The following is a 25537-nucleotide window of genomic DNA, read 5'->3' as shown; positions in this document are numbered from 1 at the left end:
TGACGCGTAGCGCTGAGGAGGGAATGTGTATCAGTCCGGGCACATATTCCCGGGAGGGATTTCCGACCTGCCCTCAGCTGACGGAAGTTGCTCCGCCGCTGGGCCCAATTCGCTTTGTTCGGAGCTCATTTGACCGATTGAAAGACGCACGACGGAAAGACGCCGGTCGTTCTCAGGGAGTCCTGTCCCCGGGCGCCGCGGCGGCCGGCGGAGTGGGCGCGGAGGAGTCCTTCGGGGAGGGCGCGGGAGCGGGAGCGGGGGCCGCCACCGGCGCCAGGTCCGCCGCTGTCGCGCCCCGCGGCCGTGGTGCGTGCCGCAGTGCCTGTTCGCGGGAGTAGGTGTGCAGATAGCCCACCACCGTGTTCGTCACGGCCACCAGGGGCACCGCCACGATCGCGCCGCCGATGCCCGCCACCATGCCGCCCGCGGCGACCGTCAGGACCACCGCGAGCGGGTGGACCCGCACCGCGCGGCCGAGGATGAACGGCTGGAGGATGTGGCCCTCGATCTGCTGGACGGCGAGCACCACCGCCAGGGTCATCACCGCGGTGAACGGGCCCTGCGTGACCAGCGCGACCACGACCGCCAGCGCGCCGGAGGCGACCGCGCCGACGAGCGGGATGAAGGAGAACAGGAAGATGAAGACGGCGAGCGGGACGGCCATCGGCACGTCGAGGAAGTAGATGCCGAGGCCGATGAAGATCGCGTCGATCAACGCGACGAGCACCGTGCCGCGCACATACGCGGTGAGCGTCGCCCAGGCCCGCGGGCCCGCTCCCGCCACACCGGGCCGCGCCGCGGCCGGGACCAGCTTGAGCGTCCACTGCCAGATCCGCTTGCCGTCGTAGAGCAGGAAGATGGTCGAGAAGAACGCCAGGAGGATGCCGGTCAGCCCCTCGACCACGACGGTGACACCCTCCAGGCCGGCCGAGGTGATCGAGTCCGTGTTGTTGCTGATGGCGTCGCGCAGGTTCTCGGCGATGCCGTTGATCTGCTTGTCGGTGACGTGGAAGGGGCTGTTGAGCAGCCAGCGGCGCAGGTCGTCGATGCCGCCCTGGACCTGGTCGGAGAGGTTGTCGATGTTCGCCATGACCTGCCAGGTCACGAACCAGCCCATCAGGCCGATGACGACGAACCCGAGGATCGCCGTCAGCGCGGTGGCCGCGCCCCCGGGAACACCGGCCCGCTTCAGCCGGGCCACGGTGGGCTCGAGGAGCGCGGTGAGGAGCAGGGCGACCACGAAGGCCATGACGACCAGTTGGACGGCGCTGATGACCTTCATCAGGACCCAGACGGTCCCGGCGAGCACCAGCAGCCGCCAGCCCGCCTCGGCGGCGACCCGGACCCCCCACGGCACGGCCTGCGCGGGATCGGGACGCTGCGCGAAGGGCGGGGGCTCCTCCGGGTGCGCCTCGGCGGACGGTACGGCGGCGTCGGGCGCCGTCGGTTCCGGCTCGGCGGCGCCCTCACGCCTCTCCCGCTCGACCTCGGCACGCCGTTCGTCGAGCCGCTCACCCATCTCGCTCAGACCGGCACCGAGCCGGCCGAGCCACCCTGGCACTCGCGACATGATCCGACCTCTTCCCCCGTCTTCCCCCACCACTCCCCCTGGAGTCGTCGGTCCCCGGCCGTACCGACCGTACAGGGCGAAAGCCCCTCCCCTAGGACGGGGAGGGGCTGCGCAAGGTTGAGCGGCCGCGGCGGCTCCGGCTCAGTATGAGCCGTTGGCCAGCCAGAAGTTCCAGGCGTCGCAGGGACTGCCGTAGCGGTCGTTCATGTAGTTCAGGCCCCACTTGATCTGGGTGGCCGGGTTGGTCCGCCAGTCGGCGCCCGCGGACGACATCTTCGAGCCGGGATAGGCCTGGACGAGACCGTAGGCGCCGGACGAGGCGTTCACCGCCTGGTAGTTCCAGGTGGACTCGTGGTCCACGATGTTGCTGAAGCACTGGAACTGGCCGCTGGGCACCATCCCGCGTGCGATCGCCTGGACCTCGGCGACGGTGTACGACGCCTGCTGCGGGAAGTCCCCGGCCGCCGACGTCGATTCGACCTCGGTGGCCGCCTTGGTCTCCGCGGCCGCTTTGTCCTTGGCGGCCTTGGCGGCCTTGGCGGCTTCCGCCTTGGCGACGGCGGCCTTCTGCTTGGCCACCGCGTCCTTGGCCGCCTGCTTGCGGGCGGATTCCTCCGCCGTCTTCCTTGCGGTGGTGTCCGCGGCGATGGCCTGGACGTCGGCCTGGTGCGTCAGCGAGGCCGTCTGTACCTCGGCCTGCTGCCCTACGGGTAAGTCGGCGAGGAGGGTCGATTCGCCCGCCGTCGCCTCGGCGTCGTCGTTGGGCTGGGCCACGCTGCCCTGGGCGACTCCCATGACAGCGCCCACAGTGGTGACCGCGGTGGCAGAGGCCACGGCGAATCCCCGGGCCGATATCCGGCTCACGCGGTTTCCTTCTGTTGTGCCGTCGGGTGGAAGGCTGAACGACCAGGGCCGCGCGGGCTCAGTACCAGTGGTTGGCCTGCCAGAACGACCACGCCTCACAGGGACTGCCGTACCGGCTGTCCATGTAGTTCAGGCCCCACTTGATCTGGGTGGCCGGGTTGGTCTGCCAGTCGGAACCGGCGGACGCGTACTTACCGGCGGGCAGCGCCTGGAAGAGTCCGTAGGCACCGGAGGAGGCGTTCACGGCGTGGTAGTTCCAGCTGGACTCGTGGTCCACGATGTTGCTGAAGCACTGGAACTGGCCGCTGGGCACCATCTGCGTCGCCATGGCCTGGATCTGCGCGATGGAGTAGGAGCTCCGGATCGGGAAGTCGCCCGCGCTGCGGCTGGCCTTGGCCTTGGCCTCCGCGCGGTCCTTGGCAGCCTTCTCGGCGGCCTCCTTCTTCGCGATCGCCGACTTGGCGGCGGCCTTGCGGGCCGTCTCCTCGGCATCCTTCTTCGCGCCCTCGTCCGCGGCGATGGCCTGTACGTTGGCCTGCTGCGTGAGGGACGCCGTCTGCACCTGGGCCTGCTGGCCCGCAGGTATGTCGGCGAGGAGCGTCGCGTCGCTTGCCGTCGCTTCTGCGTCGTTGGCCTGCGCGACACTGCCCGAGGCAACGCCGACGACGCTTCCGACAGCGGTGACCGCCGTGGCCGAGGCCACTGCGAATCCCCGGACCGAGATCCGGCTCACACGGTTTTCCTTCCAGCATCGCCCGCTTCGGTGACCCTGGCGGACGCAATCGTGCCCTTGACGCTGGTCTCCGAACTACGGGGTCACAGGAGACACGGGCCCGGTGGGCAACTCCCGGTGAGGAAGCGCCACATGGTGCACGGGCGGCATGCGACGGTCAGTATGGAGTTGAAGGTGATGCTCAAGCGGTGCCGTATTGCTGGGGGCACAGATGTGTCGCATGCGGGGCCTGACAGGACTGAGACTTTGCCGTAACCAGACCGCGCAGGGCAATTCCGAGTTGCGTGTGAAAGCTCACACCTGTTTGGACCCATGGGATTTCGCGAAACCCTCACACATGGCGACGCCGCCCGGCTAGGCTCACTGCCTTTGCCGGACGGCGCCAACTACCGCTTAGCCCCCATCAATCGGGGCGGGTCATTCAGATCTGCCCATCCTCCAGCATTTCGGTCACAAGCGCCGCGATCTGGGACCTCTCGGACCGGTTCAGCGTGACGTGCGCGAAGAGCGGATGCCCCTTCAGTTTCTCGACGACGGCGACCACACCGTCGTAACGCCCGACCCGCAGATTGTCCCTCTGCGCGACATCGTGGGTCAGAACGACCCGGGAATTCGCGCCGATCCGGGACAGCACGGTGAGAAGCACATTCCGCTCCAGGGACTGTGCCTCGTCGACGATCACGAAGGCGTCGTGCAGGGAGCGGCCCCGGATGTGGGTCAGGGGCAGGACCTCCAGCATCCCGCGCGCGGTGACCTCCTCGATGACCTCGCGGCTGGTGACCGCGGACAGCGTGTCGAAGACGGCCTGCGCCCAGGGGCCCATCTTGTCGGCCTCGGAACCGGGCAGATAGCCCAGCTCCTGCCCGCCCACCGCGTACAGCGGCCGGAAGACCATCACCTTCTGGTGCTGGCGGCGCTCCAAAACCGCCTCCAGACCGGCGCAGAGCGCGAGCGCGGACTTGCCGGTGCCGGCCCGGCCGCCCATCGACAGGATCCCGACGTCCGGGTCGAGCAGCAGATCGAGCGCGATGCGCTGCTCCGCGCTGCGGCCCTTGATGCCGAAGGCCTCACGGTCGCCGCGCACGAGCCGGACGTCGCCCTCGGCGGTGACCCGGCCCAGGGCCTTGCCCCGCTCCGACTGGATGGTCAGACCGGTGTGCACGGGAAGGTCGGCGGCCTCGGGCACATGGATGTGCCCTTCCTCGAAGAGGATGTCCACCTGCTCACCGGACAGGGTCAGTTCGGACATTCCGGTCCAGCCGGAGGAGCCCGTGATGGCGAGTTCGGCGCGGTACTCCTCCGCGAGGAGGCCGACCGAGGACGCCTTGATCCTGAGCGGGAGGTCCTTCGACACGACCGTGACGTCGAAACCCTCGGCCTGGAGATTGCGGGCGACCGCGAGGATGCGGGAGTCGTTGTCACCCAGGCGGTAGCCGGAAGGCAGCACGCTGGGGTCCGAGTGGTTGAGCTCGACACGGACGGTGCCGCCGAGTTCCCCGATCGGGATGGGGGCGTCGAGGCGACCGAACTTCACCCGGTAGTCGTCCAGCAGGCGCAGTGCCTGCCGGGCGAAGTAGCCGAGTTCCGGATGCTGCCGCTTGGCCTCCAGTTCCGTGACCACGACGATGGGGAGCACTACCTCGTGCTCGTCGAAGCGGGTCAGGGCGTTCGGGTCGGCCAGCAGGACGCTGGTGTCGAGAACATAGGTGCGCCGGTCTGGCATACGGCGCTTTGTGCTGGTCACCACGGAAGGACGTACCCCCTCGGATGAGGTCGGGGAGCGACGGAGTGGAGCTGGACCGGTCGTCGGCCGCTTCGCACGGGCCGAGAACCGGCCCCCCGCTGCTTCTTCCGTGCCGTGACCGCACGGTCGGGCTGGTGCAAAGGGCCTCCCGGGCGGACGGCCCCGTGCCGTCCACTGAGATCCGACACCCGTGGTTCGGGTGTCGACCTGCTTGGTTTATGCCCTCGAACACGCGCCGCCATGCCACGGCATATGACGGCGCACCGGTGAACTCCTCGTTACTTCCGCCCCTGAGGGGGTAAACGGGACGCCCTCGAGCGTCCGTCGGCTTGTGTCTCAGCCGCCGTAACGGCGATGCCGAAGGGCGTAGTCGCGCAGGGCGCGCAGGAAGTCCACCTTGCGGAAGGCCGGCCAGAAGACCTCGCAGAAGTAGTACTCCGCATGGGCCGTCTGCCACAGCATGAATCCGGACAACCGCTGCTCGCCGCTGGTGCGGATCACCAGGTCGGGGTCCGGCTGGGCGCCGGTGTACAGGTGGCGACCGATCAGGTCGACGCTGACGGAGTCGGCGAGGTCCTCCATCGAGGTGCCCTTGTCCGCCGCGTCCACGATCATCGAGCGCACGGCGTCGGCGATCTCCTGGCGGCCGCCGTAGCCGATGGCGACGTTGACCAGTATCCCGTCGACGTGCGAGGTGGACTCCTCGGCGACCTTCAACGCGGTCTGCACGTGGGAGGGGAGGATGTCGGGGGTGCCGACGTGGTGCACGCGCCAGCGGCCGTCGGCGGCGAGGGTGCGGACGACGTCCTCGATGATGCCGAGGAGCGGGACGAGTTCGTCGTCGGGGCGGTCGAGGTTGTCCGTCGACAGCAGCCAGAGGGTGACGACCTCGACGTCCGTCTCGGTGCACCAGCCGAGGAACTCCTCGATCTTCTCCGCACCGGCGCGGTGGCCGTGCTCGGTGGTGGAACCCGCGGCCTTCGCCCAGCGGCGGTTGCCGTCCATGATGACGCCGATGTGCTTCGGCACCTGAGCGTGGTCCAGGTGACCTTCCACCCGGCGTGCGTACAGCCTGACCAGAAGGCCGCGCAGCTTGTCGCGCAGGTTCACGTGATTGTCAGCCCCTCCGTACGGTGCGGTCCCCGCGAGGCGCAGCCTACCCCTGTGGGGCCTGTGCCGTTGACGGGGGTGAAGGGGCCGCCGGACCCGGGGGCGGCAGCGGCGCCCGCACCGGAGACAAAAAAACGGGCCGGTCCGTGGGGGGGAGACGGACCGGCCCGAGGGGGGGTTTCCACCATAACCCTTCGTAAGTGATGCTGCGCGCATCGGCGCGCCACAACTACTCTCCGGAGTCGCCCGACAACGCCATGGTGGCCGCGGAAGGCATGGTTCTGAGTGGTTCATGGCCGGAACGCAGCCGATTCCTAGGAGAATGGACCCGATTGCCGGGGGAAGTAGAGGTTTTGGAGAGGCTTGAGCCCTGGTCGGCCACTTGTCCGCGCATCCCCCCGACGGGCTACCCGGACACGAACGTCTGCTTGACGCGGGTAGCACCGCGCGGCCCCTCGATGCCTGGACTCCGGGAGGCGGCGGCCGAGCGCGGGAGGCAGAGGGCGGTTCCTGGCCAAATTCACGGAAGGGCGGTCGACGGCGGTCCCGGGGGCCGCCGTCGCGACGCGCTCGGCGCGCACGCGTTGCCGCCGCATTGCGCGTTACGGGCGGCGGGCCTCGAAGAGGTGGCGGGTGCTGTGCGACGAAGGGCCCGTCGGCCTAGATCTGCTCGTGCAGGGCGCGGAGTTGGGGCCGGTAGGCCTCCACCGTGAAGCCCGGGACCATCCACACCGCCTTGCGCGGGAGTGGAGGGAATCGTCGCAGAGGGAGCAGGTGGACGCCGGTGCTTTCCCGCAGCCGGACGGTCACCGAGCGGGTCGAACGACGTCGACCGTGACCCGCACGGTCACCGAGCGGGTCGTACGACGTCGACCGTGACCCGCGCCCCCGCCTGCACACCCCACCCCGCCATGACCCCCGCCTCCGCCTCCAGGACGTGCCGGGCGCGCAGGCGCGGCCGGCCCAGGCGGCCGGGGGGCATCGTGCGGACGGCGAGGACGGTGAGGTCGCGGGTCAGGTAGGCGACGTCGATGGGGATGCGCATGCGGAAGGTGTGGACACCGGAAGCGGGCGACAGCAACAGCGCGCCTTCGACGGAGTCCCGGCCCAGGAGGCCCTTGGTGCGGGCCCGGAAGGAGGCGGCCACCTCCAGCGGGACGGTCGCGATCGCCCCGGCCTCCCCGTGCACCGTCAACCGGCCCCGCCCGTCACGCCAACGCCTCATGTCCCACCTTTCGCGTCCTGTACGGCCTACCCTTCCCAGCGTCCGGTGAGTCCGCCGCATGCCGAACCAGCGAGGTGCGTGATGCGCAAGATCGTCCTGATGATGTCGGCGTCTCTCGACGGGTACATCGAGGGCCCCGGTCGCGACATCTCCTGGCATCGCGTCGACGAGGAACTCCACCAGTACTTCAACGACACCGTCCGTGGGCTGGGCGGGCTGCTCAGCGGCCGGGTCACCCACGAACTGATGGCCGGGTTCTGGCCCACGGCCGACGCCGACCCGGACGTTCCGGCGTCCATGGCCGAGTTCGCCGGCATCTGGCGGGACATCCCGAAGTACGTGTACTCCCGGACCCTGCGGCACGCCGACTGGAACACGACGATCGTCCGGGAGGTCGACCCCCAGGAGGTCGACACGCTCAAGCGACAGCCGGGCGGTGACCTGGGCCTCGGCGGCGCCGATCTCGCCGCGACCTTCCTCCGCCACGACCTCGTCGACGAGATCCACCTCTGCGTCCACCCGGTCCTCATCGGCCGCGGCACACCCCTGTTCCCCCACGCCGACACCCTCACCTCCCTCGACCTCGTCAGGTCCCACACCTTCGGCAACGGGGTCGTACTGCTGCACTACCGGCGAGAAGCCGCGTCCCGGTAGGCGCGGGTCAGCCCGTCGTGCGGGGGAACGTGACCTCCACCCGGCGGTTCTTCTTGCGGCCGGCCTCGGTGGAGTTGTCGGAGATGGGGTACTGCTCGCCGTAGCCGCGCACCTCGAAGGTGATGTTCGGGTCGTTCAGGTCGCCCGCGAGTTCCGCCTGGACGGCGTCCGCCCGCTGCTTCGACAGGACGTCGCCGTGCGCGGAGGAACCCAGGTTGTCCGTGAAGCCGAAGACCCGGACCACGGTGGTGTTCTGCTTCTTGATCTCCTCGGCGATGGTGTTGATCCGGGCCTTCGCCGCCGCGCCGAGTTTCGCGCTGTCCTTGCCGAAGAGCACCTCGGCCTGGAGCGCGAAGGTCACGTCCGCGTTGGTGTCCTCCCGGCGTTCGTCACCCGCCTCGTCCTCGACGACCTGCTTGATGTCGAGCACCTTGGGCTCCGCGAGGGTGCCGCCCTCGGGGAGCTTGAGGTCGGGGTCGTTGGGGTCGACCTTCACGGGCGCGGTGGCGGTGGGTTCGGTGCCGGGCGGGACGCTGGGCGTGGTGTCGGCTTCGGCGGCGGGGGCCACGCCGCTGATCACGAGGGTGGCCACGGCCACCACCAGAGTGAGACGTGGGGTCATGGTCGGCCTCACCCGGAGATCTTGATGACCCCGCTGGGAAACAGCGGGAGTTGGAAGGAGACGTCGGTCGAGCTCGCGGGGGGCGCGGGGAACTGGAGGAAGACGTCGATGGAGTCGCCGGCTTTGAGGGAGGAGAAGCCTGTCGTTGTGAGGGGCCGGCCTTCGGTGTCGCGCAGGACGTAGTAGCGCTTCTTGCTCTTCGAGTCGACGAGGGTGGCGCCGCCGAGAGATCGTCCGTTGTTGATGATTTCGGTCTCGTTGCCGCTCAGGGCTGAGGGGATGACGACCGACGACCCGCTGTCGTTCTTCAGGGCTCCGTTGACGGTGACGAAACCGCCGGAGTCCCGTACGGCGCCGGTGATCTGCAGCAGGAGCCCGCTCGGGCCCTTCAGTTCGGCCATGGGCTCGTCGGACTGCCCTTCCTGAGTGTTCTGCTGCGATTCACCTGCTTCGGAGGCGGACGAGGAGCTCTGCGGCTTCTTGTCGTCGTCGCCCCCGCCGCCACCACAGGCGGTGGCGCCGAGAGCCAACCCGGACACGACGGCCAACGCGGCCATCCCCCTGCAGGCTTTCGCCGTGAACCGCATGCTCATCACTCCGCTTCCTTCACCACTTGTCGTTCGCGCGTCAGTCGTTGGCCAGGTGGACGTCGAAGAGGTCCTTGGGACTGGGCAGCACCTCAAGGTCCGTGGGATCCAGGTCCCATTCCTTCCCGTCCTTGCAGGTGAGCTTCGGCAGCACGTCGTCCGGGGCATTCTGGTCAAGGGGTACGAATGTGCACAGCGACTCGATTACGGCAGTGGCTGAAGCGTGCGCCCGTTTGGTGCTCGTAGCGGGGATCACGGAGGTCCCTGCGGTCTTGTTCGTCTGCACCGCGACCGTGGAACGAAGGCGCTCCGAATCACAATCATCCACGCTGGCGTCGTTCTGCCCGGCGAGCTCATAGGCACGCCAGCACGTATCGTCAGCCGCTCCGATGCCGGCGAAAATCTCCTGCCACTTCGTCGGATCGCGAACGGCATCGACCCACAAGCCCGCCAACTGATCTCTCGTCTCCTGCGCCGCCGCCAGCGCCGCCGCGTCCGCCGCGGTCTGGGCACCGTTGCGGTTCACCGCCGCCTGGCCCACCGCGAAGTACGCGAACGCCAGAAAGAGCAGGCCCGCCACCACCGTGATGTAGATGGGGAAGACCTGCCCTGAGTCGCCGCGCGCGCGAAGTCGTGTCAGGGAGCCACCTTGTCGATCTGCTGCGTGAGTTTGTCGACGATCGTCTGCCCAAGGTTCGTGTTGGCGATGAGTACCACGATCGCCACCACCACCGCGATGATGCCGAGGTACTCGACGGCGGTCTGACCCCTGTCGTTGTCGGCGCGGCGGCGTACGGCCTGCGCCGTCGTGTTCTTCCAGCCGCTCACCCGGACCTTGGCCGCGACGGCGGTCTTCAGCAGCAGGTCGCTCATGGCGTTCCTCTCCGTTGGTGGCGTGACAGGCAACGTATGACCGTGCGTCCGCCTCGGAGAAGGGCCCCTGGGCCCAATTCCGGGCCCAGTCGGTGGTCCGGCGGCGTGTCCGTCGGAGTCTCATGAGGTCACCGCCGTGCCCAGCCACTTGGCCGCGGCCTCGGAGCGGCTGCTGCTGTGCAGCTTGGCGAAGATGCGGTTGATGTGGTTCTTGACCGTCTTCTCGCTGATGAAGCAGGCGGCGGCGATCTGCTGGTTGTTCATGCCCGACACGATGAGGTCCATGATCTCCGCCTCCCTCGCGCTGAGTCGGAACCTCGCCCTTGATACCGAGGACGACTGTCTCACGATTGGTTGCAACTGCGAAAGCGCTTCCGTGGAAGTCAGGGAAAATAGGGGAGATGGGTCCGGTTCGGCGTGTGCAGTCGCATCGCTCCGTAGGTGCGCCAGTACCGCCGTCGCCGCCGTCGGGGTGAAGTGGGCCCGGCCCCGGGTGACGTCCCGCACCGCCGACACCAGTTCCTCCACGGTGAACTCCCCGTGGACCAGGTAGCCCCCGGCCCCTCCACGCAGAGCCGCCTGGACGATCTCGGGCTCGTGGCTGTACGTCAGCATCACGACCCGGGCGATCCCCGTCAGGTGGGGCAGGGCCGAGAGGCCGTCCACGTTGGGCATGCGGACGTCCAGGAGGACGACGTCGGGGCGGTGGCGGAGGGCCGCCTCGCAGGCCTCGCGGCCGTCCGACGCCTCCGCGACGACGGTGATGTCCTCCCGGCCGGACAGCAGGGCGGTCAGGCCCGCGCGGACCACCGGGTTGTCGTCGGCCACGACCACGCGCACGGGGGCGGGCCGGGGTGGCGGCGGGAAGAGCGGCTGCTCGGCGCCGGGGCGGTGGGGCGGTCGGTCGGGCATCAGACGACCTCCTCTCCGGTGAGGGCGGCCAGTGGCAGTTCCAGGCGCACCTCGGTGCCCCGGGAGTCGTGGCCGTGGCCGATGCGGATGCGGGCGCCGACGGAGGCGGCCCGCTCGACCATGCCGACCAGGCCGAAGTGACCGGTGCGGCGCAGCTGTTCGAGGGTGGCGCCGGGCGGGAGGCCACGGCCGTCGTCACGGACGCTCAGGGTGAGGAGCCCGCCGTTCACGGCCACTCGTACCTCCACGTGGGTCGGGGCCGCGTGCCGGTGGGCGTTCTCCATGGCCTCCGAGGTGATCGTGAGGAGCTGACGGGCCACCGCGGGCGGGACGGGGAGCGTCGCACGGTCACCGGAGGCCTGGTAGGTGACCGGCAGACCGGTGCGGTCCCCGAACATGTCGGTGTGCGTGGCCAGTTCGGGCAGGAGGTCGACGGCCTGCGCCGGGTCGGACTCGCGGCGGAGGTCGGTGAGGAGTTCGCGGGACTCGGCGGCGGCGCGGCGCGCGGCGCGGGCGACCAGTTCGGCGTGTTGCCGCACGATGACGGGGTCCATGCCCGGCGAGCCCGCCGAACGGGCCAGGGCGTCCGCCGCGAGGGCCACTCCGTGCAGCGTCTTGGCCACCGAGTCGTGCATCTCGCGGGCCAGCCGGGCGCGTTCGGCGGCGACCGCCTCGGTGCCGGCCAGGCGGGCCTTGACGGAGGTCAGTGCCTGGGTGGCCGCGCCGAAGCGGAGCATGAGGTGGCGCAGCGACGAGCCCATCGCACCGGTGATGACGCACAGGCCCGGCAGCAGCAGTCTCTCGGCGAGACTCACGCCGGACTCCCGCACCAGGGTCGCGTGGACCAGCAGCAGGATCAGCGACTGGAGGGAGGCGAAACAGGCGGCGCCCCGCCACCCGTAGACGACGCCGGCCAGCAGCGGGGTGCAGACGCTGACGTAGGCGAGCGTGGTGTCCGGTCCCGCCGAGATCAGCAGCAGGGTGCCGAACAGGGTGTCCACGGCCAGCAGGGAGGGGTGGCGCAGGAGCAGGGGGCCGAAGCGTTCCCAGTCGCGGAAGAGGACGTACGAGCCCATGAAGGTGACGACCACGGCCGCGCCGACCAGGCGGGTGCCCAGGCCCGGGACGGCGTTGAGGAGCGCCGCTGGGGCGGCGACCGCGATCATCGCCAGGCGGAACCCGAAGACCTGGCGGCACATCGCCTGCAGGGCGTTGACCTGGAGAGAGAAGTCCTCCTGTATCGGCACCCCTGCGACAGCGTCACCCGGCTGGGAACCGGCCGAGCCGGTGCCCGCCGCCCCGGAGGCCGCCGGGCCGCTGCTCGCCGTGCCGAAGCCTCCCGATCCGGTGCCCGCCGCCCCGGAGCCCGCCGCCCCGGTGCCCGCCGGGCCGCTGCTCGCCGTGCCGAAGCCTCCCGATCCGGTGGGCGCCGCCCCGGAGCCCGCCGGGCCACTGCCCGCCGAGCCGGAGTCCGCCGGCTCGGAGTCCGCCGGGCCGCTGCTCGCCGGTGTCCTGACGTGCGGCGGCTTCGGGTGGCGGCGCCTCAGCACTCCGGCGCGCGTCTTCGGCGTCGCCGTCGGAGCCGTCGGGGCCGTCGGGGCCGTCGGGGCCGTCGGGGCCGTCGGGGCCGTCGGCACCGGCGCGCCCGTCGTCGCCGTGGTCATGGCTGTCATGTCGTCCGCCTAGTCGCCCGTGATCGAGCTGAAGTCCGTACCGGAGCCGAGCAGCATTCCCGCGCCGAGGAGGAGCATCGTCGCCGGGACCATGAACGTCGTGATCATCAGCGTGGCCTTGGGGACCGCTCGGGCCGCCTTGCGGCGGGCGTTCTGCGCGTCCGTCCGGCGCATGTCCTTGGCGATCGAGACGAGCGTGTCGACGATCGGCGCGCCGAGCTCCTCGCCCTGCTGGAGCGCCGTGACGAACATGGCGACCTGCTCGGAGTCGTTGCGACGGCGCAGTTCCTGGAAGGCCTCGCGGCGGCTCACGCCGAGGTCCATCTGACGCAGCGTGATGCGGATCTCGTCCGCCCAGGGGCCTTCGTACCTGGACGCCACCCGGTCGAGGGCCTGCCGGAAGCCGAGGCCCGCGCTCACGACCACGGCCAGCACGTCGAGGAAGTCCGGCAGGGTCCGTTCGATGGCGTCCTTGCGGACCCGGATCGCGGACCAGATGCCGACCTCGGACCAGAACACGCCGAAGGCGAGCATGAGCAGCGCGACGAAGAAGCTGCCCTGGAGCAGCGCGGCGAACGCGCCGAGGGCGCCGATCCCCCCGTAGACCGCGCGCCGGGCCGCGTAGCGGTCGATCGTCAGGCCGCCCGGGTTGCCCGCGAGGTCGATCCTGCGCCGGTACCGGGTGACCTGTTTGGGGCCCATCAGCCGCAGGACGGCGGGGGCGTACCGCATGCCCATGCGGTCGACGAGCGAGCCCACGGCGCCGGTCCGGGTCGAGCCGACCTCCAGGGCGAGCGCGAGGTCGGTCGGCAGTTTCACGTCGGCCCGGTACATGCGGATGCCGGCGAACATGCCCCAGACGCTGAGACCCACGGCGAGTGCGAGCAGAAGTTCCATCCCCTGTGCCCTCCTGCTCAGACGTCGATACGGGACATACGGCGGATGAGGACGAAGCCGACCGCGTACAGGCCGAAGGCGATGATCACGCAGGCCTGGCCGACGGGCGATCCCGTCATCCGGTCCAGCGTGCCGTCCTCGACGCTGTTCATGAGGAACAACGCCCCGACCCCCAGGGCCGGCACCGCGTAGGACGTCATGTTCACCTGTGACAGCTGGGTCCGTACCTCGCGCCGGGTCTCCTTGCGTTCCTCCAGGGTCTCCGTCAGGTTGCGCAGGGCTCCGACGACCTGGCCGCCCGCGCGGTTGGAGAGGACCAGGGTGGTGACGAGGACGACCAGCTCGCGGGAGGGGAGACGGTCGGCGAGTTCGCCCAGGGCGTCGTCCATGGAGTGGCCGACGGCCAACTGGTTGGCGACCTTCGCCAGTTCCTCACCCGCCGGGGCCTCCAGCTCCTCCGCCGCCATGCCGATCGCGGTGCGCAGCGCCAGGCCCGCGTGGGTGGCGTTGGCCAGGATGCGGGCCAGTTCGGGGAGTTGGTTGATGAACCTCTCGATGCGTTTCTGACGTTGCCAGTTGAGGAACTGCCAGGCCGCCCAGAGACCCAGGAGACCGGCGATCGGGCCGAAGAAGGGGGCCAGGGTGGCCTGGCCGATCAGCCACAGGCCGGCCACCGCCGCCAGCATGTGGACGAAGAACTCGCCGGGCGTCACGTCCAGGCCGGTCGCCGCCAGTTTCAGTTCCAGCTTGCGGCCCGTCGTCGTGCGGCGCAGTCGTCGGTCCAGGGTGCGGAAGCGGCGTCGGCGGCCGGTGCCGGGGAGTTGGCCGGTGTAGGAGAGGCGTTCGACCAGCTCCGCCCGCCGGGCCCGGCCCTGCCCGTACGCGTGCAGGCCCGCGACGGCCAGGGCGCAGGTCAGGACGGTCACGCCGGTGGTGAGGGTGATCAGGGTCTCGAGGTCCATCGGCGTTACCGGGCTTCCCTTGTCGTGAGTTCGTGTGCCTCGCGCGCCACCCCGAACGCCTGCGGGATCGGCTGGCTCGCCATGTACAGGCGGTCGGCGGTGCGGCGCGGGAGGGGGAAGTACTCGAAGGCGCCGTGGACGCGGCCGTCGGCGGCCATCGGCCGGGCGTTGAAGCGGGCGATCGTCGCCAGCCGGTAGGGCTCTCCGCCGTGGCTGTCGAGCAGGGCTATCTCGGTGATGCGGCGGGCGCCGTCGGCGAAACGGGTGAGCTGGACGACGACGTCCACGGCGCTGTTGATCTGGTCGTGCAGCGCGACGAAGGGGATCTCGACGTCCGACATCGAGGCGAGGGTCTGCAGGCGCATCAGGGCGTCCTCCGCGCTGTTGGCATGGACCGTGGCCAGCGAGCCGTCGTGGCCGGTCGACATCGCCTGGAGCATGTCGAGCGACTCGCCGCCGCGGACCTCGCCGACCACGATCCGGTCCGGGCGCATCCGCAGCGAGTTGCGGACCAGGTCGCGGATGGTGATGCGGCCGCTTCCCTCGACATTCGGGGGGCGTGACTCCAGGCGGATGACGTGCGACTGCTGGAGCTGGAGTTCCGCCGAGTCCTCGATGGTGATGATGCGTTCGCCGTCCGGGATCAGGCCGGAGAGCGCGTTCAGCAAGGTCGTCTTGCCGGTGCCCGTCGCGCCCGAGACGATCACGTTGAACTTGGCCTGCACCAGGCCCGCCAGCAGGTACAGCATCTGCTCGTCCAGCGAGCCGAAGCCGATCAGTTCATGGAGGGTGAAGGAGCGCGGGAAGCGGCGGATGGTGAGGGTGGGGCCGGTCAGCGACAGGGGCGGGATGATGACGTTGACCCGTTCACCCGACGGCAGCCGCGCGTCGACCATCGGGTTGGTCTCGTCGACACGGCGGTTGACCGTGGAGACGATGCGTTCGATCGTCTGCATCAGCTGGTCGTTCGACGCGAAGCGGATGGGGAGTTGTTCCACCCTGCCGCCCCGTTCGACGAAGATCGTGTCGGGGCCGTTCACCATGATCTCGGTGATCGAGGCGTCCTCGAGGAGGGGCTCCAGGATGCCCAGGCCCAGGGCCTCGTCGACGACCCGGCGGATCAGCTGTGAACGTTCCGTCGTCGACAGGACGGGGCCCTCGCGGCTGATGATGTGCCCCAGCACCCGCTCCAGCCGCGCCCGGCGCTCGGCGGCCGCCAGCGAACTCATCTCGGCGAGGTCGATCTCCTCCAGCAGCTTGGCGCGGTAGGAGGAGACGAGGTGGCCGTCCTCGGCCCGGCCGCCGTTCTCCTCGGGCGAGGTGATGCGTGCCCGCAGGCTCATGTCGGATGCCCTTCCCTCAGTGGTCGACCGGCATCGTGGCCGCCCTGTGCGCCTCGAAGTCCCCGACGCCGGGGATCACGGACGGGATGGTGACGGTGGAGGTGACCCGCACCTCGTCGCCGAGGAACGCGGGGTCGCAGCTCGCGTTCAGCCAACTGCTGGCCGCCTGTTGGCAGTCGCCCTGGACGTCCCCGTCGAGGGACGCGCTGCGTGCCCCGGTACGGGCCGCCGTGCCCGCCTGCTGGGCGCCGTAGGCGATCAGGCCGAGCTGTACGGCGCCCAGCGCGACCAGCAGCAGCAGGGGCAGGAACCCGAGGTACTCCAGGGCCACCTGACCTCGGTCGTCGCCGCTCCTGCGGTTGCGGCCGAACCTCGCACCGGGCCTCGCGCCGGACCTCTTCCCCAGCCTCTTCCCGGATCTCGTCCCAGGCATCTCAGTGGTCCTCTTCCTCGACCTCGTCCCAGGCATCTCAGTCGTCCTCTTCCTCGACGGCGCCCGCGTGACCGTGCACCGTAAACGGGAAGTCGATGGTCCCGGGGAAGAGAACGGGGACCTCGAGGGCGACGTCCGCCGTCACATATCCAGAGGACGAGCAGCTCACCGTGGCCCCGGAGCGCCACGCGTCCGACAGCTTGTCCAGCCCCGCCTGTTCGCACACTGCCTGCCGCTCCCCTCGGTGCGCCGCCGTACCCGCCCGCACCGCCTCGTCGGCAGCATTCCCCGCGAGCGTGAACGTGTACCCCACGAGGACGAACTGCCACACCACCACCAGGGTCACGACGATCAGTGGTGTCATGCCGAGGAACTCGATGGTGACCTGGCCCCGGTCGCGCGCCCGAACTCTCCGCATCCCGCTCACTCCCTCCGCCGCCGGAACCCGGCCGCGCCCCGGTCCCCGCCGCGGAGGACCCGGCCGCCGGGCCTGCGTACGAGGGCGGTCTCCGGCGCCCTGACCAGCCCGAGCTCCCCCGCGAGCGCCCACAGGGCCTGGCGGACGGAGCCCTTGGCATCGAGGGCGTGCACCCGGCCGGCGTCGACCGCGGCCTGGAGTTCCCGGAAGTTGGCGGGGACCGTGGTCGCGGCCATCGCCGTGCCGGTGATCTTCTGGATGAGCGGGGGCTGGATCTCCGTACTCCGGGTGTGGCGGTTGACGACGACGGTCGTCTCCTCGGCCTTGCGGATCTGGAGCCGGTCCCACATGCGCACGGTGCGTTTGGCGCCGCGCACGGCGACCACGTCGGGGGTGGTCACGAGCAGGGCCCGCTCCGCCAGTTCGACGGCGGCCGCGCCCGCACCGCTCAGCTGGGCGCCGCAGTCCACGACGACGACCTCGTAGCGGGCGCGCAGGGCGCCGATGATCTGGCGGGCGGCCCGGTCGGTGACCTCCTCGCCGCGTTCGCCCTCGCCGGGGGCGAGGAGGAGGGCCACTCCGGTCTCGTGGCGGAAGACGGCCTCTGCGAGGATGCGGGGCGAGATGTCGGTGATGGCGGCCAGGTCGACGACCGAGCGGCGGAACTGGACGTCCAGGTAGGAGGCGATGTCGCCGGACTGGAGGTCGAGGTCGACGAGGGCGGTGGGGCGGCCGGACGCCTGGGCGGCCAGCGCGAGTTGGACGGCCGTCAGGGTGGCGCCCACGCCCCCCTTCGCGCCGCTGACCGTGACGACGGTGCCGCCGACGCCGGTGAACACGTCGCCGCCGTGGCCGAGATGACGTCGTACGCCGACCGACCACTGGGCGACGGCCTGCACGCGGTTCGCGAGATCCTCGTAGCTCAGCGGGAGGGTGACCAGGCCCCGGGCGCCGGCGTCCATGGCGGCGGCGAACAGGCCGGGCCCCACGTCGGTGGTGACGAGGATGACGCCGACCGCGGGGAAGCGCAGGGCGACCTCCCGGACGAGCTCCAGCGCCGGTACGGGGCCGATGCGTTCGTGGACGACGACGACCTCGGGCAGTTCGTCGACCGACTCGGCGGCGAGCCGGGCGAGGGTGTCCACGAGCTGGGTGGAGTCGGACACCGGGGCGACCGGTTCGGCGTCCGGGAGCTGGCTGAGCAGGGTGGTGAGGGAACGGACCGCGTCCGCGTCGCCGACGGCCGGAAGGATCCTCGTGGGCATGGGCGGCGGCCTCTCACTTGTCCGTGACGAGTTCGTAGGTACGGTCCTGGTCGGGGACCGTGGTGGCGCCGCCGGGTGCGACGAGGGCGAGGCGGACGCGCTTGGCGAAGGACTCGGCGTACGTGATGCGCTGGGCGTCGAGGGTGGACAGCGCGAACGTGATGGGGACCGCGTCGGTGGGCGACTGGCTGCGTTTGTCCTCGTCCGGTTCGAGGGCCTTGATCTCGCCGACGTCGAGGACCCGGGCGTTGGTGACGATGATCTTCGACTGGTCGGGGTCGCTCTCCCGGGCGCCCTCGAAGGTGGCGTAGACGTTGACCGACGACCCCGGGGTGATCTTGCCGGCCACGCCGGTGGCCGCGTCGACCATGATGGCGACCTCCTGCTGGCCCGGCTGAAGGGCGGGCTGCTCGACGATCATGTCGCTCTGGAGCAGGGAGCCCTTCTTCAGCGTCGTCACGGCGATCTTGCCTCGGATGGCGGCGAGGTCGGTGACGGCGTTCTCCGACAGCCAGCGCTCCGGCATCTCGATCTTCTTGAACTGGCTCGCGCTCAGGGTGGTGTAGGGCGCCACGTCGGAGCGCAGCTCGTACGCGGTGACCTCGGGGCCGACCTTGGACTTCACGTCGTTGATGACGGAGAGGACGCCGGCGAACGCGCCGAGGGCGCACAGGACCGACAGGAGCAGGAGAATCACGCCGCGGCGCTGACGGGAGTTCATGAGCCGTGCAACCTCGTTGGGGGTCGGGTCGAGCGGACGGGAACCGGCGTACGGATCGAGCTGATCAGCCGCCCGCGGTGAGCGCGCGGGCGGGACGGGCGGTGAGTTCGGAGGCGGGCGGCGCGGTCGCGGAGCAGAAGACGCAGCGGTCACCGATGACGTCGATGCCGCACCAGTGGCACACGCTCTGCCGGACCGACGTGACCAGCTGGTACAGGACGGACAGGTCGGGCAGGTAGGCGCAGAACTCGATCGCCTTGCCGGTGCCCCACCAGTCGGCGGACTCGGCGGGCAGGTGCGTCTCGCGCAGCCCCTGGACCTTCCAGGCGGGGGCGAGGACCTCGGTGACCCAGTCGGACTGCACCTGCCCGCGGGCCACCAGCAGCCAGGTGCCGAACTCGGGTCCTGGCAGGGTCGTCTCGGGGCCGGCCTTCACCAGTTCCGGCTGCGGATGGGCGAGCACACCGAACTGACTACCCGGAACCCACGACCTGGCATGCGACTTGAGGCCGACCACGGGCACCCGGTCCAGGCGGGCGACCGAGCCGAGCAGCGCGCCCGCGTGGAGGTAGTGGGTGAGCAGCCGGCCCGCGGAGGCGAGCACGCCGGGGCCGAGGTCGCAGGTGGCCAGCTGACGCAGCTGGCGGGCGAGGACTGCCACCGCGAGCGGGGGAAGGTCGGGGCGGAACAGCGCGATGCGGTCGCTCTCCAGGAGGGAGCGGACGGTGTGCAGTCGCTGCTCCACGGCGGCGGGCACGGCCCGCGAGTACACGACGATCACGTGTCCGTACTGATCGACGAGGGCCTGGACGGCGGCGAGGGCGTCGTCCAGCGGCTGCTGGTCGAGGCCGGCGAGAACGGCGGCGGGCACGGTGCGTTCGTCCTGCGGCGGCAGCGCCAGGTCGGCTCCGGTCACTGCAATGGCTGTTGGCACGCGCAGCTCCCCGATTCCCGCGGTCCGGCCCACCGGCGTTACTCCGGTGCACCGGGGTGACTTCATTGCGTGACTACCTCAGCACTGTATCCACGCCCCTGTGGCCGGAGAACAGCTTTCCGTGACTGGCAAGCAACTCTTCTTCGCGCAAGTCACAGCAAACCGGGGCAGGTTGCGCACGTCCGGCCTGCACCGGCCCTCCACGACCGGACCCCTTGACAACAGAATTGGTCTGGACCAACTTACTGTCATGTCCCCACTAAAACGAAAGACACGACTCCGGTCGGGAGCCGCGGGCGTCATGGCCGCCGCACTCGCCCTGTCCGTGACGGGCGCGGCTCAGGCGTCCGCCGCGGACCTGAACAACGCCAAGAACGCGGGCTTCGAGTCCGGCCTGGCCGGCTGGACCTGTTCGGCGGGCAGCGGTACCACCGTCTCGTCACCGGCGCACGGCGGCGCGGCCGCGCTGAAGGCGACACCGGCCGAACAGGACAACGCCCGATGCGCCCAGACCGTGGCCGTGAAGCCCAACTCGACGTACACGCTGAGCGCGTGGGTGCGGGGCGGCTACTCCTACCTGGGCGTGACCGGCACGGGCACCACGGACGTCTCGACCTGGACGCCGGACTCGTCGGCCTGGAAACAGCTGTCGACGACCTTCACCGCGGGCGCTTCGACCACCTCGGTGACGGTGTACACGCACGGCTGGTACGGCCAGGCCGCGTACTACGCGGACGACGTGTCGGTGTACGGCCCCGACGGCGGCGGGGGCGGCGACCCCGCCCCGACGGTCCCGGCCGCGCCGGGCGGCCTGGCCGTCTCCGGTACGACCTCGTCGTCCGTCTCCCTCTCGTGGAACGCGGTGTCCGGCGCGACGGGCTACTCCGTCTACCGCACCGGCACCAAGGTCGCGGCGGTGACGGGGACTTCGGCGACCGTGACCGGCCTGGCCGCCTCGACGTCGTACGGCTTCCAGGTCACGGCGACGAACGCGGCGGGCGAGTCGGTGAAGTCGGCGGCGGTCACCGCGACGACGACCACCGGCGGCACCGGGGGCGGCACGCTGCCCAAGCACGCCGTGACGGGCTACTGGCAGAACTTCGACAACGGCGCGACCGTCCAGCGGATCTCCGGCGTCTCCTCCCAGTACGACATCATCGCCGTGGCCTTCGCGGACGCGACGGCGACACCGGGCGCCGTGACCTTCAACCTGGACTCGGCCGGCCTGGGCGGCTACACGGTGGACCAGTTCAAGGCGGACATCAAGGCGAAGCAGGCGGCCGGCAAGAAGGTCATCGTCTCGGTGGGCGGCCAGAACGGCACCGTGTCCGTGAGCGACCCGACGTCCGCGGCGAACTTCGCGAACTCGGTGTACACCGCGATGCGGACGTACGGCTTCGACGGCGTCGACATCGACCTGGAGAACGGTCTGAACCCGACGTACATGTCGCAGGCGCTGCGGTCACTGGCGTCGAAGGCCGGGTCGGGGCTGGTCCTGACGATGGCCCCGCAGACGATCGACATGCAGTCCACGTCGAACGGGTACTTCCAGACGGCGCTGAACGTGAAGGACATCCTCACGGTCGTCAACATGCAGTACTACAACAGCGGTTCGATGCTGGGCTGCGACGGCAAGGTCTACTCGCAGGGCTCGGTGGACTTCCTGACGGCGCTCGCCTGCATCCAGCTGGAGGGCGGCCTGTCCCCCTCCCAGGTGGGCCTCGGCCTGCCGGCCTCCACGAGCGGCGCGGGCAGCGGATACGTCTCCCCCTCCGTGGTCGACAACGCTCTGGACTGCCTGGCCAGGGGCACGAACTGCGGCTCCTTCAAACCCTCGAAGACCTACCCCGACCTGCGGGGCGCGATGACCTGGTCGACGAACTGGGACGCGACGGCGGGGAACGCGTGGTCGGCGTCCGTGGGCCCGCACGTGCACGGGCTGCCGTAGGGCAGGTGGCCTGCGGGCCGGTGTTCTGTGGGCCGGTGTTCTGCGGGCCGGTGTTCTGCGGGGCCGCGGCCTGTGGCCTGTGACCTGTGAAGGCTGTTCGGGCTCTGCCGTGATGCCGCGTCGCCCATTGCTCTCGACGGCGGCATCACGGCAGCAAGGCATACGGCCGCCTTCTCGGAGAACGTGTACCAGTGCGTCTCCGGCACGCGGGAGGCGTTCGAGAGGGACCCGGTGCGGATGCCGGACTGCCGGCGCCGAGTGCGGTCGGCCGGTTCCGGGGTCTCGCAGAAGCGAGGGGCGCGTGGTTAAGCTTTGAGGCTTTCCTGACAATGTGTTAGCTGTGTGGTGACGGGGGTTGTCATGTCCGAGGTAGAGGTGATCGTCGGCCAGGTCGTGCCGGTGATCAGCACGGCGGTGGTCGCGTACGGGACGGCGGTGCTCACCCGGGCGCAGGAGGCGGCGGTGGACGCCACGGCAACCCTGGGCCCGCGATTACTGGACAGGATCCTGCGGCGCGCCCCGCAGCCCGGACAACTGGAATCGGCCGTGACCGACCTCGCCGCCGCAGGCGGGGAGGACCCGGACGCGGTGGCGGCCTTGCGCCTGCAGGTCCGCAAGATCCTGGAGCGGAACCCGGAGCTCGTCACCGAGCTGGCCGGAATGCTGCCGCCCGCCGCGCAGGCCGGCGCGACCGGTACCAGGTCGGTCGCCATCGCCGGGAACAACAACGCGCCGATCTCCACCGGCGACAATTCCCCGATCCGGAATGCGCGATGAGCGCGGCCGGCCCGCCCTCCGACACGGATTTCGGATCGTCCTCTGCCCCTTCCTCTGCCCCTTCCTCTGACCCGGGCTCGGAGACGGGCACCGACCCGGGCTCCAACTCGGGCTCCGACCCGAACCCGGACCCGGGCTCCAACTCGGGCTCCGACCCGGCAGCCCCCGCGCCCCGGGAGCCGGACGCGGGTCCGGGTGAGCGGTCGGTAACCGTCGGCGGTGACAACAACGCGCCGATCACCACGGGGGACAATTCGCCGGTCCATCAGACCACCGTGGCCCCGAGGCCACTGACTCCGGCCGCCGAGCTGCCGGCGACCGCCATGCCCGTGGGACTCCCCGCCCGCGTCTGGGGGTTCGTGGGACGCGGCGAGGAACTGGCCGGCCTGGAGCGTGCGCTGGCAAGCAGCGGGCCCGGGGTGGTGGTGCAGGCGGTGCACGGCCTGGGGGGCATCGGCAAGAGCGCACTGGCGGCCGAGTACGTGCGGCTGCACGCGCGGCGGTACACACAGGTGGTGTGGATCAACGCCGAGACCGGGGCCGAGGTCGAGGCGGGCCTGCAAAAGTTCGCTGAGAAGCTCGACCCCCAACCCGAGTTCGCCGTCCTGCCCTCCGAGGTGCTGGCCGAGCGTGCGAAGGAGTGGCTGGCCACCCACGACGGATGGCTGCTGGTATTGGACAACGTCAACGCCCGGGGCGACATCAGCGCACTGCTGGACGATCTCGACACCGGGACGGGCCGGTTCCTGATCACGAGCCGCAGGGCGATCAACTGGAACCTCATCGGCGCTACGGTCGTACGCCTGGGCGTGCTCAAGCCGGACGAGGCCCTCGCCCTGCTGGCCGCCACCATCGGCACCACGCCCGGCACCCTGGACGGGGGCGCCGAGCTCTGCGGGGAACTGGGTTACCTGCCGCTGGCCATCGCCCAGGCCGGGGCATACATCGCACAGAACCAGCCCCAGGACCCACCCAGCGCCCGCGACTATCTGCGGGAGCTGGCCGACCACCCGGCCGCCCTGTACAAGAGCGGAGACGAGGACACCAAGTCCAAGCGCACGATCGCCCGGATCTGGCACATCACCCTGGACCGGCTGACCGAGAACACCCCGCTCGCCGGGGAGATCCTGCGGGTGCTGGCGTGGTACGCCCCCGACGCGATCCCCACCGGCCTGCTCGACCCGATGGCCCCTCAGCCGGGCCTGGGCGAGGCGATCGGGAAGCTGGCCGCCTACAACATGCTCACCCGCACCCCGGCCGACCGCACCGACCCACAGACCTTCGACCGGCTGGCAGTCCACCGCCTGGTACAGGCCGTCACCCGCACCCCCGACCCCGACGACCCGCACCGCCTCCCCGCCGCGATCGCCCATGCCCGCGACCAGGCCGCCGCGCTGCTGAGAACCGCCCTCCCCGGGGATCCGGAGGACCCGGGGACCTGGACAGCGTGGCGACGGTTGATCCCGCACATCGACGCCCTGGCCGACCGCACCATCCCCGACACCGCCGATACCATCCTCGTCTTGAACCACGCCGGCCTCTTCCACCTCAACCAGGGCGGCGTGGCCCGTGCGATCACCGACCTGCAACGCGCACACGACGGTTGCCACCAGGAGCTGGGCGAGGACCACCCCGCCACCCTGGCCTGCCGAAGCAGCCTCGCCGCCGCGTACCGGGCCGCGGGGGATCTGGGCCGGGCCGTCCCCCTGCTGGAACAGGTCCTCACCGACCGGGTGCGGGTGCTCGGCGAAGAGCACCCCGACACCCTCGGCTCCCGCCACAACCTCGCTGTCGCCTACATGTCGCTGGGGGATCTGGGCCGGGCCATCCCCCTGCTGGAACAGGCCCTCACCGACCGGGTGCGGGTGCTCGGCGAAGACCACCCCGACACCCTCGCCTCCCGCCACGACCTCGCCATCTCGTACCGGGCCGCGGGGGATCTGGGCCGGGCCGTCCCCCTGCTGGAACAGGCCCTCACCGACCGGGTGCGGGTGCTCGGCGAGAACCACCCCAACACCCTCGCCGCCCGCAGCAACCTCGCCGCCGCGTACCAGGCCGCGGGGGATCTGGGCCGGGCCGTCCCCCTGCTGGAACAGGCCCTCACCGACCGGGTGCGGGTGCTCGGCGAAGACCACCCCGACACCCTCACCTCCCGCCACAACCTCGCCATCGCCTACATGTCGGCGGGGGATCTGAGCCGGGCCGTCCCCCTGCTGGAGCAGAACCTCACCGACCTGGTACGGGTGCTGGGCGAGGACCACCCCGACACCCTCACCGCCCGCCACAACCTCGCCGCCGCCTACAAGTCGGTGGGGGATTTAGGACGGGCCATCGCCCTGTACGAACAGAACCTCACCGACCAGGTGCGCACGCTCGGCGAGAACCACCCCAACACCCTCACCTCACGCAACAACCTCGCCATCGCCTACGCGTCGGCGGGGGATCTGGGCCGGGCCGTCCCCCTGCTGGACCAGAACCTCACCGACCGGGTGCGGGTGCTCGGCGAGAACCACCCCAACACCCTCGCCGCCCGCAGCAACCTCGCCGCCGCGTACCGGGCCGCGGGGGATCTGGGCCGGGCCGTCCCCCTGCTGGAACAGGCCCTCACCGACCGGGTGCGGGTGCTCGGCGAAGACCACCCCGACACCCTCGCCTCCCGCCACGACCTCGCCGCCGCCTACAAGTCGGCGGGGGATCTGGGCCGGGCCGTCACCCTGCTGGAGCAGAACGTCACCGACCTGGTGCGGGTGCTCGGCGAAGACCACCCCTCCACCTTGACCTCCCGCAGCAACCTTGCGGCCGCCTACGCGTCTGCGGGGGACCCGGGCCGGGCCGTCACCCTGCTGGAGCAGAACGTCACCGACCTGGTGCGGGTGCTCGGCGAAGACCACCCCGACACCCTCACCTCCCGCGACAACCTCGCCACCGCCTACCAGACGGCGGGGGACCCGGGCCGGGCCGTCACCCTGCTGGAGCAGAACCTCACCGACACCGAGCGGGCGCTGGGTACCAACCACCCCAACACCCTCACCTCCCGCCACAACCTCGCCGCCGCCTACGCGTCGGCGGGGGACCCGGGCCGGGCCGTCCCCCTGCTGGAGCAGAACCTCACCGACCGGTTACGCGTGTTGAGCAAAGACCACCCCGACACCCTCGCCGCCCACAGCGACCTCGCCGCCGCCTACGCGTCGGCGGGGGATCTGGGCCGGGCCGTCCCCCTGCTGGAACAGGCCCTCACCGACCGGGTGCGGGTGCTCGGCGAAGACCACCCC

25 protein-coding genes and 1 pseudogene are annotated in these 25537 nt (G+C 70.6%); 5 read left to right on the top strand and 21 right to left on the bottom strand.

What is annotated here, in order from left to right:
- Positions 1–172: 172 nt before the first annotated feature.
- The 7 genes and pseudogenes from ACFWBB_RS33820 to ACFWBB_RS33790 form a co-directional block, all read right to left on the bottom strand.
- The gene (locus ACFWBB_RS33820; protein WP_385280241.1) at positions 173–1570 is read right to left on the bottom strand and encodes an AI-2E family transporter; all 1398 of its coding nucleotides are present in this window, start codon (positions 1568–1570) and stop codon (positions 173–175) included.
- Between the two features lie 141 nt (positions 1571–1711).
- Entirely contained in the window at positions 1712–2434 is a 723-nt protein-coding gene (locus ACFWBB_RS33815) for a transglycosylase SLT domain-containing protein (RefSeq protein ID WP_385280238.1), read from the bottom strand.
- A gap of 58 nt (positions 2435–2492) precedes the next feature.
- The gene (locus ACFWBB_RS33810) at positions 2493–3167 is read right to left on the bottom strand and encodes a transglycosylase SLT domain-containing protein (protein WP_385280235.1); all 675 of its coding nucleotides are present in this window, start codon (positions 3165–3167) and stop codon (positions 2493–2495) included.
- Positions 3168–3588: 421 nt separating this feature from the next.
- Positions 3589–4914, bottom strand: coding sequence for a PhoH family protein (locus tag ACFWBB_RS33805; RefSeq protein WP_385280232.1), 1326 nt, complete (start codon positions 4912–4914; stop codon positions 3589–3591).
- A 333-nt stretch (positions 4915–5247) separates the two neighbouring features.
- Positions 5248–6021, bottom strand: coding sequence for an isoprenyl transferase (locus ACFWBB_RS33800; RefSeq protein ID WP_385280229.1), 774 nt, complete (start codon positions 6019–6021; stop codon positions 5248–5250).
- A 602-nt stretch (positions 6022–6623) separates the two neighbouring features.
- A pseudogene (locus ACFWBB_RS33795) lies at positions 6624–6762 on the bottom strand (SAM-dependent methyltransferase); the annotation flags it as partial.
- A 106-nt stretch (positions 6763–6868) separates the two neighbouring features.
- Positions 6869–7246, bottom strand: a complete 378-nt coding sequence (locus ACFWBB_RS33790) for a DUF192 domain-containing protein (RefSeq protein WP_385280226.1) — start codon at positions 7244–7246, stop codon at positions 6869–6871.
- A gap of 81 nt (positions 7247–7327) precedes the next feature.
- Between ACFWBB_RS33790 and ACFWBB_RS33785 the strand changes: the two genes are divergently transcribed.
- Positions 7328–7900 carry a dihydrofolate reductase family protein gene (locus tag ACFWBB_RS33785; RefSeq protein WP_385280224.1) on the top strand — a complete coding sequence of 191 codons (573 nt, stop codon included), beginning with the start codon at positions 7328–7330 and terminating at the stop codon, positions 7898–7900.
- Between the two features lie 7 nt (positions 7901–7907).
- Here the strand turns inward: ACFWBB_RS33785 and ACFWBB_RS33780 are convergent, their stop codons facing one another.
- The 6 genes from ACFWBB_RS33780 to ACFWBB_RS33755 all read right to left on the bottom strand — a co-directional run bounded on the left by ACFWBB_RS33780 (position 7908) and on the right by ACFWBB_RS33755 (position 12093).
- Positions 7908–8522, bottom strand: coding sequence for an OmpA family protein (locus tag ACFWBB_RS33780; protein WP_385280221.1), 615 nt, complete (start codon positions 8520–8522; stop codon positions 7908–7910).
- Positions 8523–8530: 8 nt separating this feature from the next.
- The gene (locus ACFWBB_RS33775; protein ID WP_385280217.1) at positions 8531–9115 is read right to left on the bottom strand and encodes a hypothetical protein; all 585 of its coding nucleotides are present in this window, start codon (positions 9113–9115) and stop codon (positions 8531–8533) included.
- A 34-nt stretch (positions 9116–9149) separates the two neighbouring features.
- Positions 9150–9749: a pilus assembly protein TadG-related protein gene (locus ACFWBB_RS33770; protein ID WP_385280298.1), complete on the bottom strand. Its 600-nt coding sequence runs from the start codon at positions 9747–9749 to the stop codon at positions 9150–9152.
- Positions 9746–9982 carry a Flp family type IVb pilin gene (locus ACFWBB_RS33765; protein WP_385280214.1) on the bottom strand — a complete coding sequence of 79 codons (237 nt, stop codon included), beginning with the start codon at positions 9980–9982 and terminating at the stop codon, positions 9746–9748. Before ACFWBB_RS33765 ends, ACFWBB_RS33770 begins: the two co-directional genes overlap by 4 nt.
- 120 nt (positions 9983–10102) lie before the next feature.
- Positions 10103–10894 (bottom strand): response regulator, encoded by a 792-nt coding sequence (locus ACFWBB_RS33760; RefSeq protein ID WP_385280210.1) that lies wholly within the window; start codon positions 10892–10894, stop codon positions 10103–10105.
- Positions 10894–12093 (bottom strand): sensor histidine kinase, encoded by a 1200-nt coding sequence (locus ACFWBB_RS33755; RefSeq protein WP_385280296.1) that lies wholly within the window; start codon positions 12091–12093, stop codon positions 10894–10896. The genes ACFWBB_RS33760 and ACFWBB_RS33755 overlap by 1 nt, the downstream gene beginning before the upstream one ends.
- An 88-nt stretch (positions 12094–12181) precedes the next feature.
- Here ACFWBB_RS33755 and ACFWBB_RS33750 point away from each other — a divergent pair, with 88 nt between their 5' ends.
- Entirely contained in the window at positions 12182–12580 is a 399-nt protein-coding gene (locus ACFWBB_RS33750; protein WP_385280207.1) for a hypothetical protein, read from the top strand.
- On the opposite strand, the gene ACFWBB_RS33745 is transcribed toward ACFWBB_RS33750, so the two are convergent.
- The 8 genes from ACFWBB_RS33745 to ACFWBB_RS33710 form a co-directional block, all read right to left on the bottom strand.
- A complete protein-coding gene (locus ACFWBB_RS33745; RefSeq protein ID WP_385280204.1) occupies positions 12577–13464 on the bottom strand; it encodes a DUF5936 domain-containing protein in 888 nt (295 codons plus the stop codon). The two genes, ACFWBB_RS33750 and ACFWBB_RS33745, sit on opposite strands and share 4 nt — an antisense overlap.
- Before the next feature lie 17 nt (positions 13465–13481).
- The gene (locus ACFWBB_RS33740) at positions 13482–14426 is read right to left on the bottom strand and encodes a type II secretion system F family protein (protein ID WP_385280201.1); all 945 of its coding nucleotides are present in this window, start codon (positions 14424–14426) and stop codon (positions 13482–13484) included.
- A gap of 5 nt (positions 14427–14431) precedes the next feature.
- Complete coding sequence (locus ACFWBB_RS33735; protein WP_385280198.1) at positions 14432–15769, bottom strand: CpaF family protein; 1338 nt, start codon at positions 15767–15769, stop codon at positions 14432–14434.
- A 16-nt stretch (positions 15770–15785) separates the two neighbouring features.
- Entirely contained in the window at positions 15786–16100 is a 315-nt protein-coding gene (locus ACFWBB_RS33730; protein ID WP_385280195.1) for a TadE/TadG family type IV pilus assembly protein, read from the bottom strand.
- Between the two features lie 139 nt (positions 16101–16239).
- A complete protein-coding gene (locus ACFWBB_RS33725) occupies positions 16240–16620 on the bottom strand; it encodes a TadE/TadG family type IV pilus assembly protein (protein ID WP_385280193.1) in 381 nt (126 codons plus the stop codon).
- A 5-nt stretch (positions 16621–16625) separates the two neighbouring features.
- Complete coding sequence (locus ACFWBB_RS33720; RefSeq protein WP_385280190.1) at positions 16626–17885, bottom strand: CpaE family protein; 1260 nt, start codon at positions 17883–17885, stop codon at positions 16626–16628.
- Between the two features lie 13 nt (positions 17886–17898).
- Positions 17899–18606: a Flp pilus assembly protein CpaB gene (cpaB, locus tag ACFWBB_RS33715; RefSeq protein ID WP_385280187.1), complete on the bottom strand. Its 708-nt coding sequence runs from the start codon at positions 18604–18606 to the stop codon at positions 17899–17901.
- Between the two features lie 64 nt (positions 18607–18670).
- A complete protein-coding gene (locus tag ACFWBB_RS33710) occupies positions 18671–19606 on the bottom strand; it encodes a hypothetical protein (RefSeq protein WP_385280184.1) in 936 nt (311 codons plus the stop codon).
- 184 nt (positions 19607–19790) lie between these two features.
- Between ACFWBB_RS33710 and ACFWBB_RS33705 the strand changes: the two genes are divergently transcribed.
- The 3 genes from ACFWBB_RS33705 to ACFWBB_RS33695 form a co-directional block, all read left to right on the top strand.
- Positions 19791–21488: a chitinase gene (locus ACFWBB_RS33705; protein ID WP_385280181.1), complete on the top strand. Its 1698-nt coding sequence runs from the start codon at positions 19791–19793 to the stop codon at positions 21486–21488.
- Between the two features lie 360 nt (positions 21489–21848).
- On the top strand, positions 21849–22265 hold the full coding sequence (locus ACFWBB_RS33700) for a hypothetical protein (RefSeq protein WP_385280178.1): 417 nt from the start codon (positions 21849–21851) through the stop codon (positions 22263–22265).
- 275 nt (positions 22266–22540) lie between these two features.
- Positions 22541–25537: tetratricopeptide repeat protein (locus ACFWBB_RS33695; RefSeq protein WP_385280175.1), on the top strand; the 2997-nt coding region annotated here is incomplete at its 3' end.

It is taken from the genome of Streptomyces sp. NPDC060000 (assembly GCF_042737375.1).
GTDB lineage: Bacteria > Actinomycetota > Actinomycetes > Streptomycetales > Streptomycetaceae > Streptomyces.
Note: the sequence above shows the minus strand (reverse complement) of the source record. Positions and strands in the feature narration are given on the sequence as shown.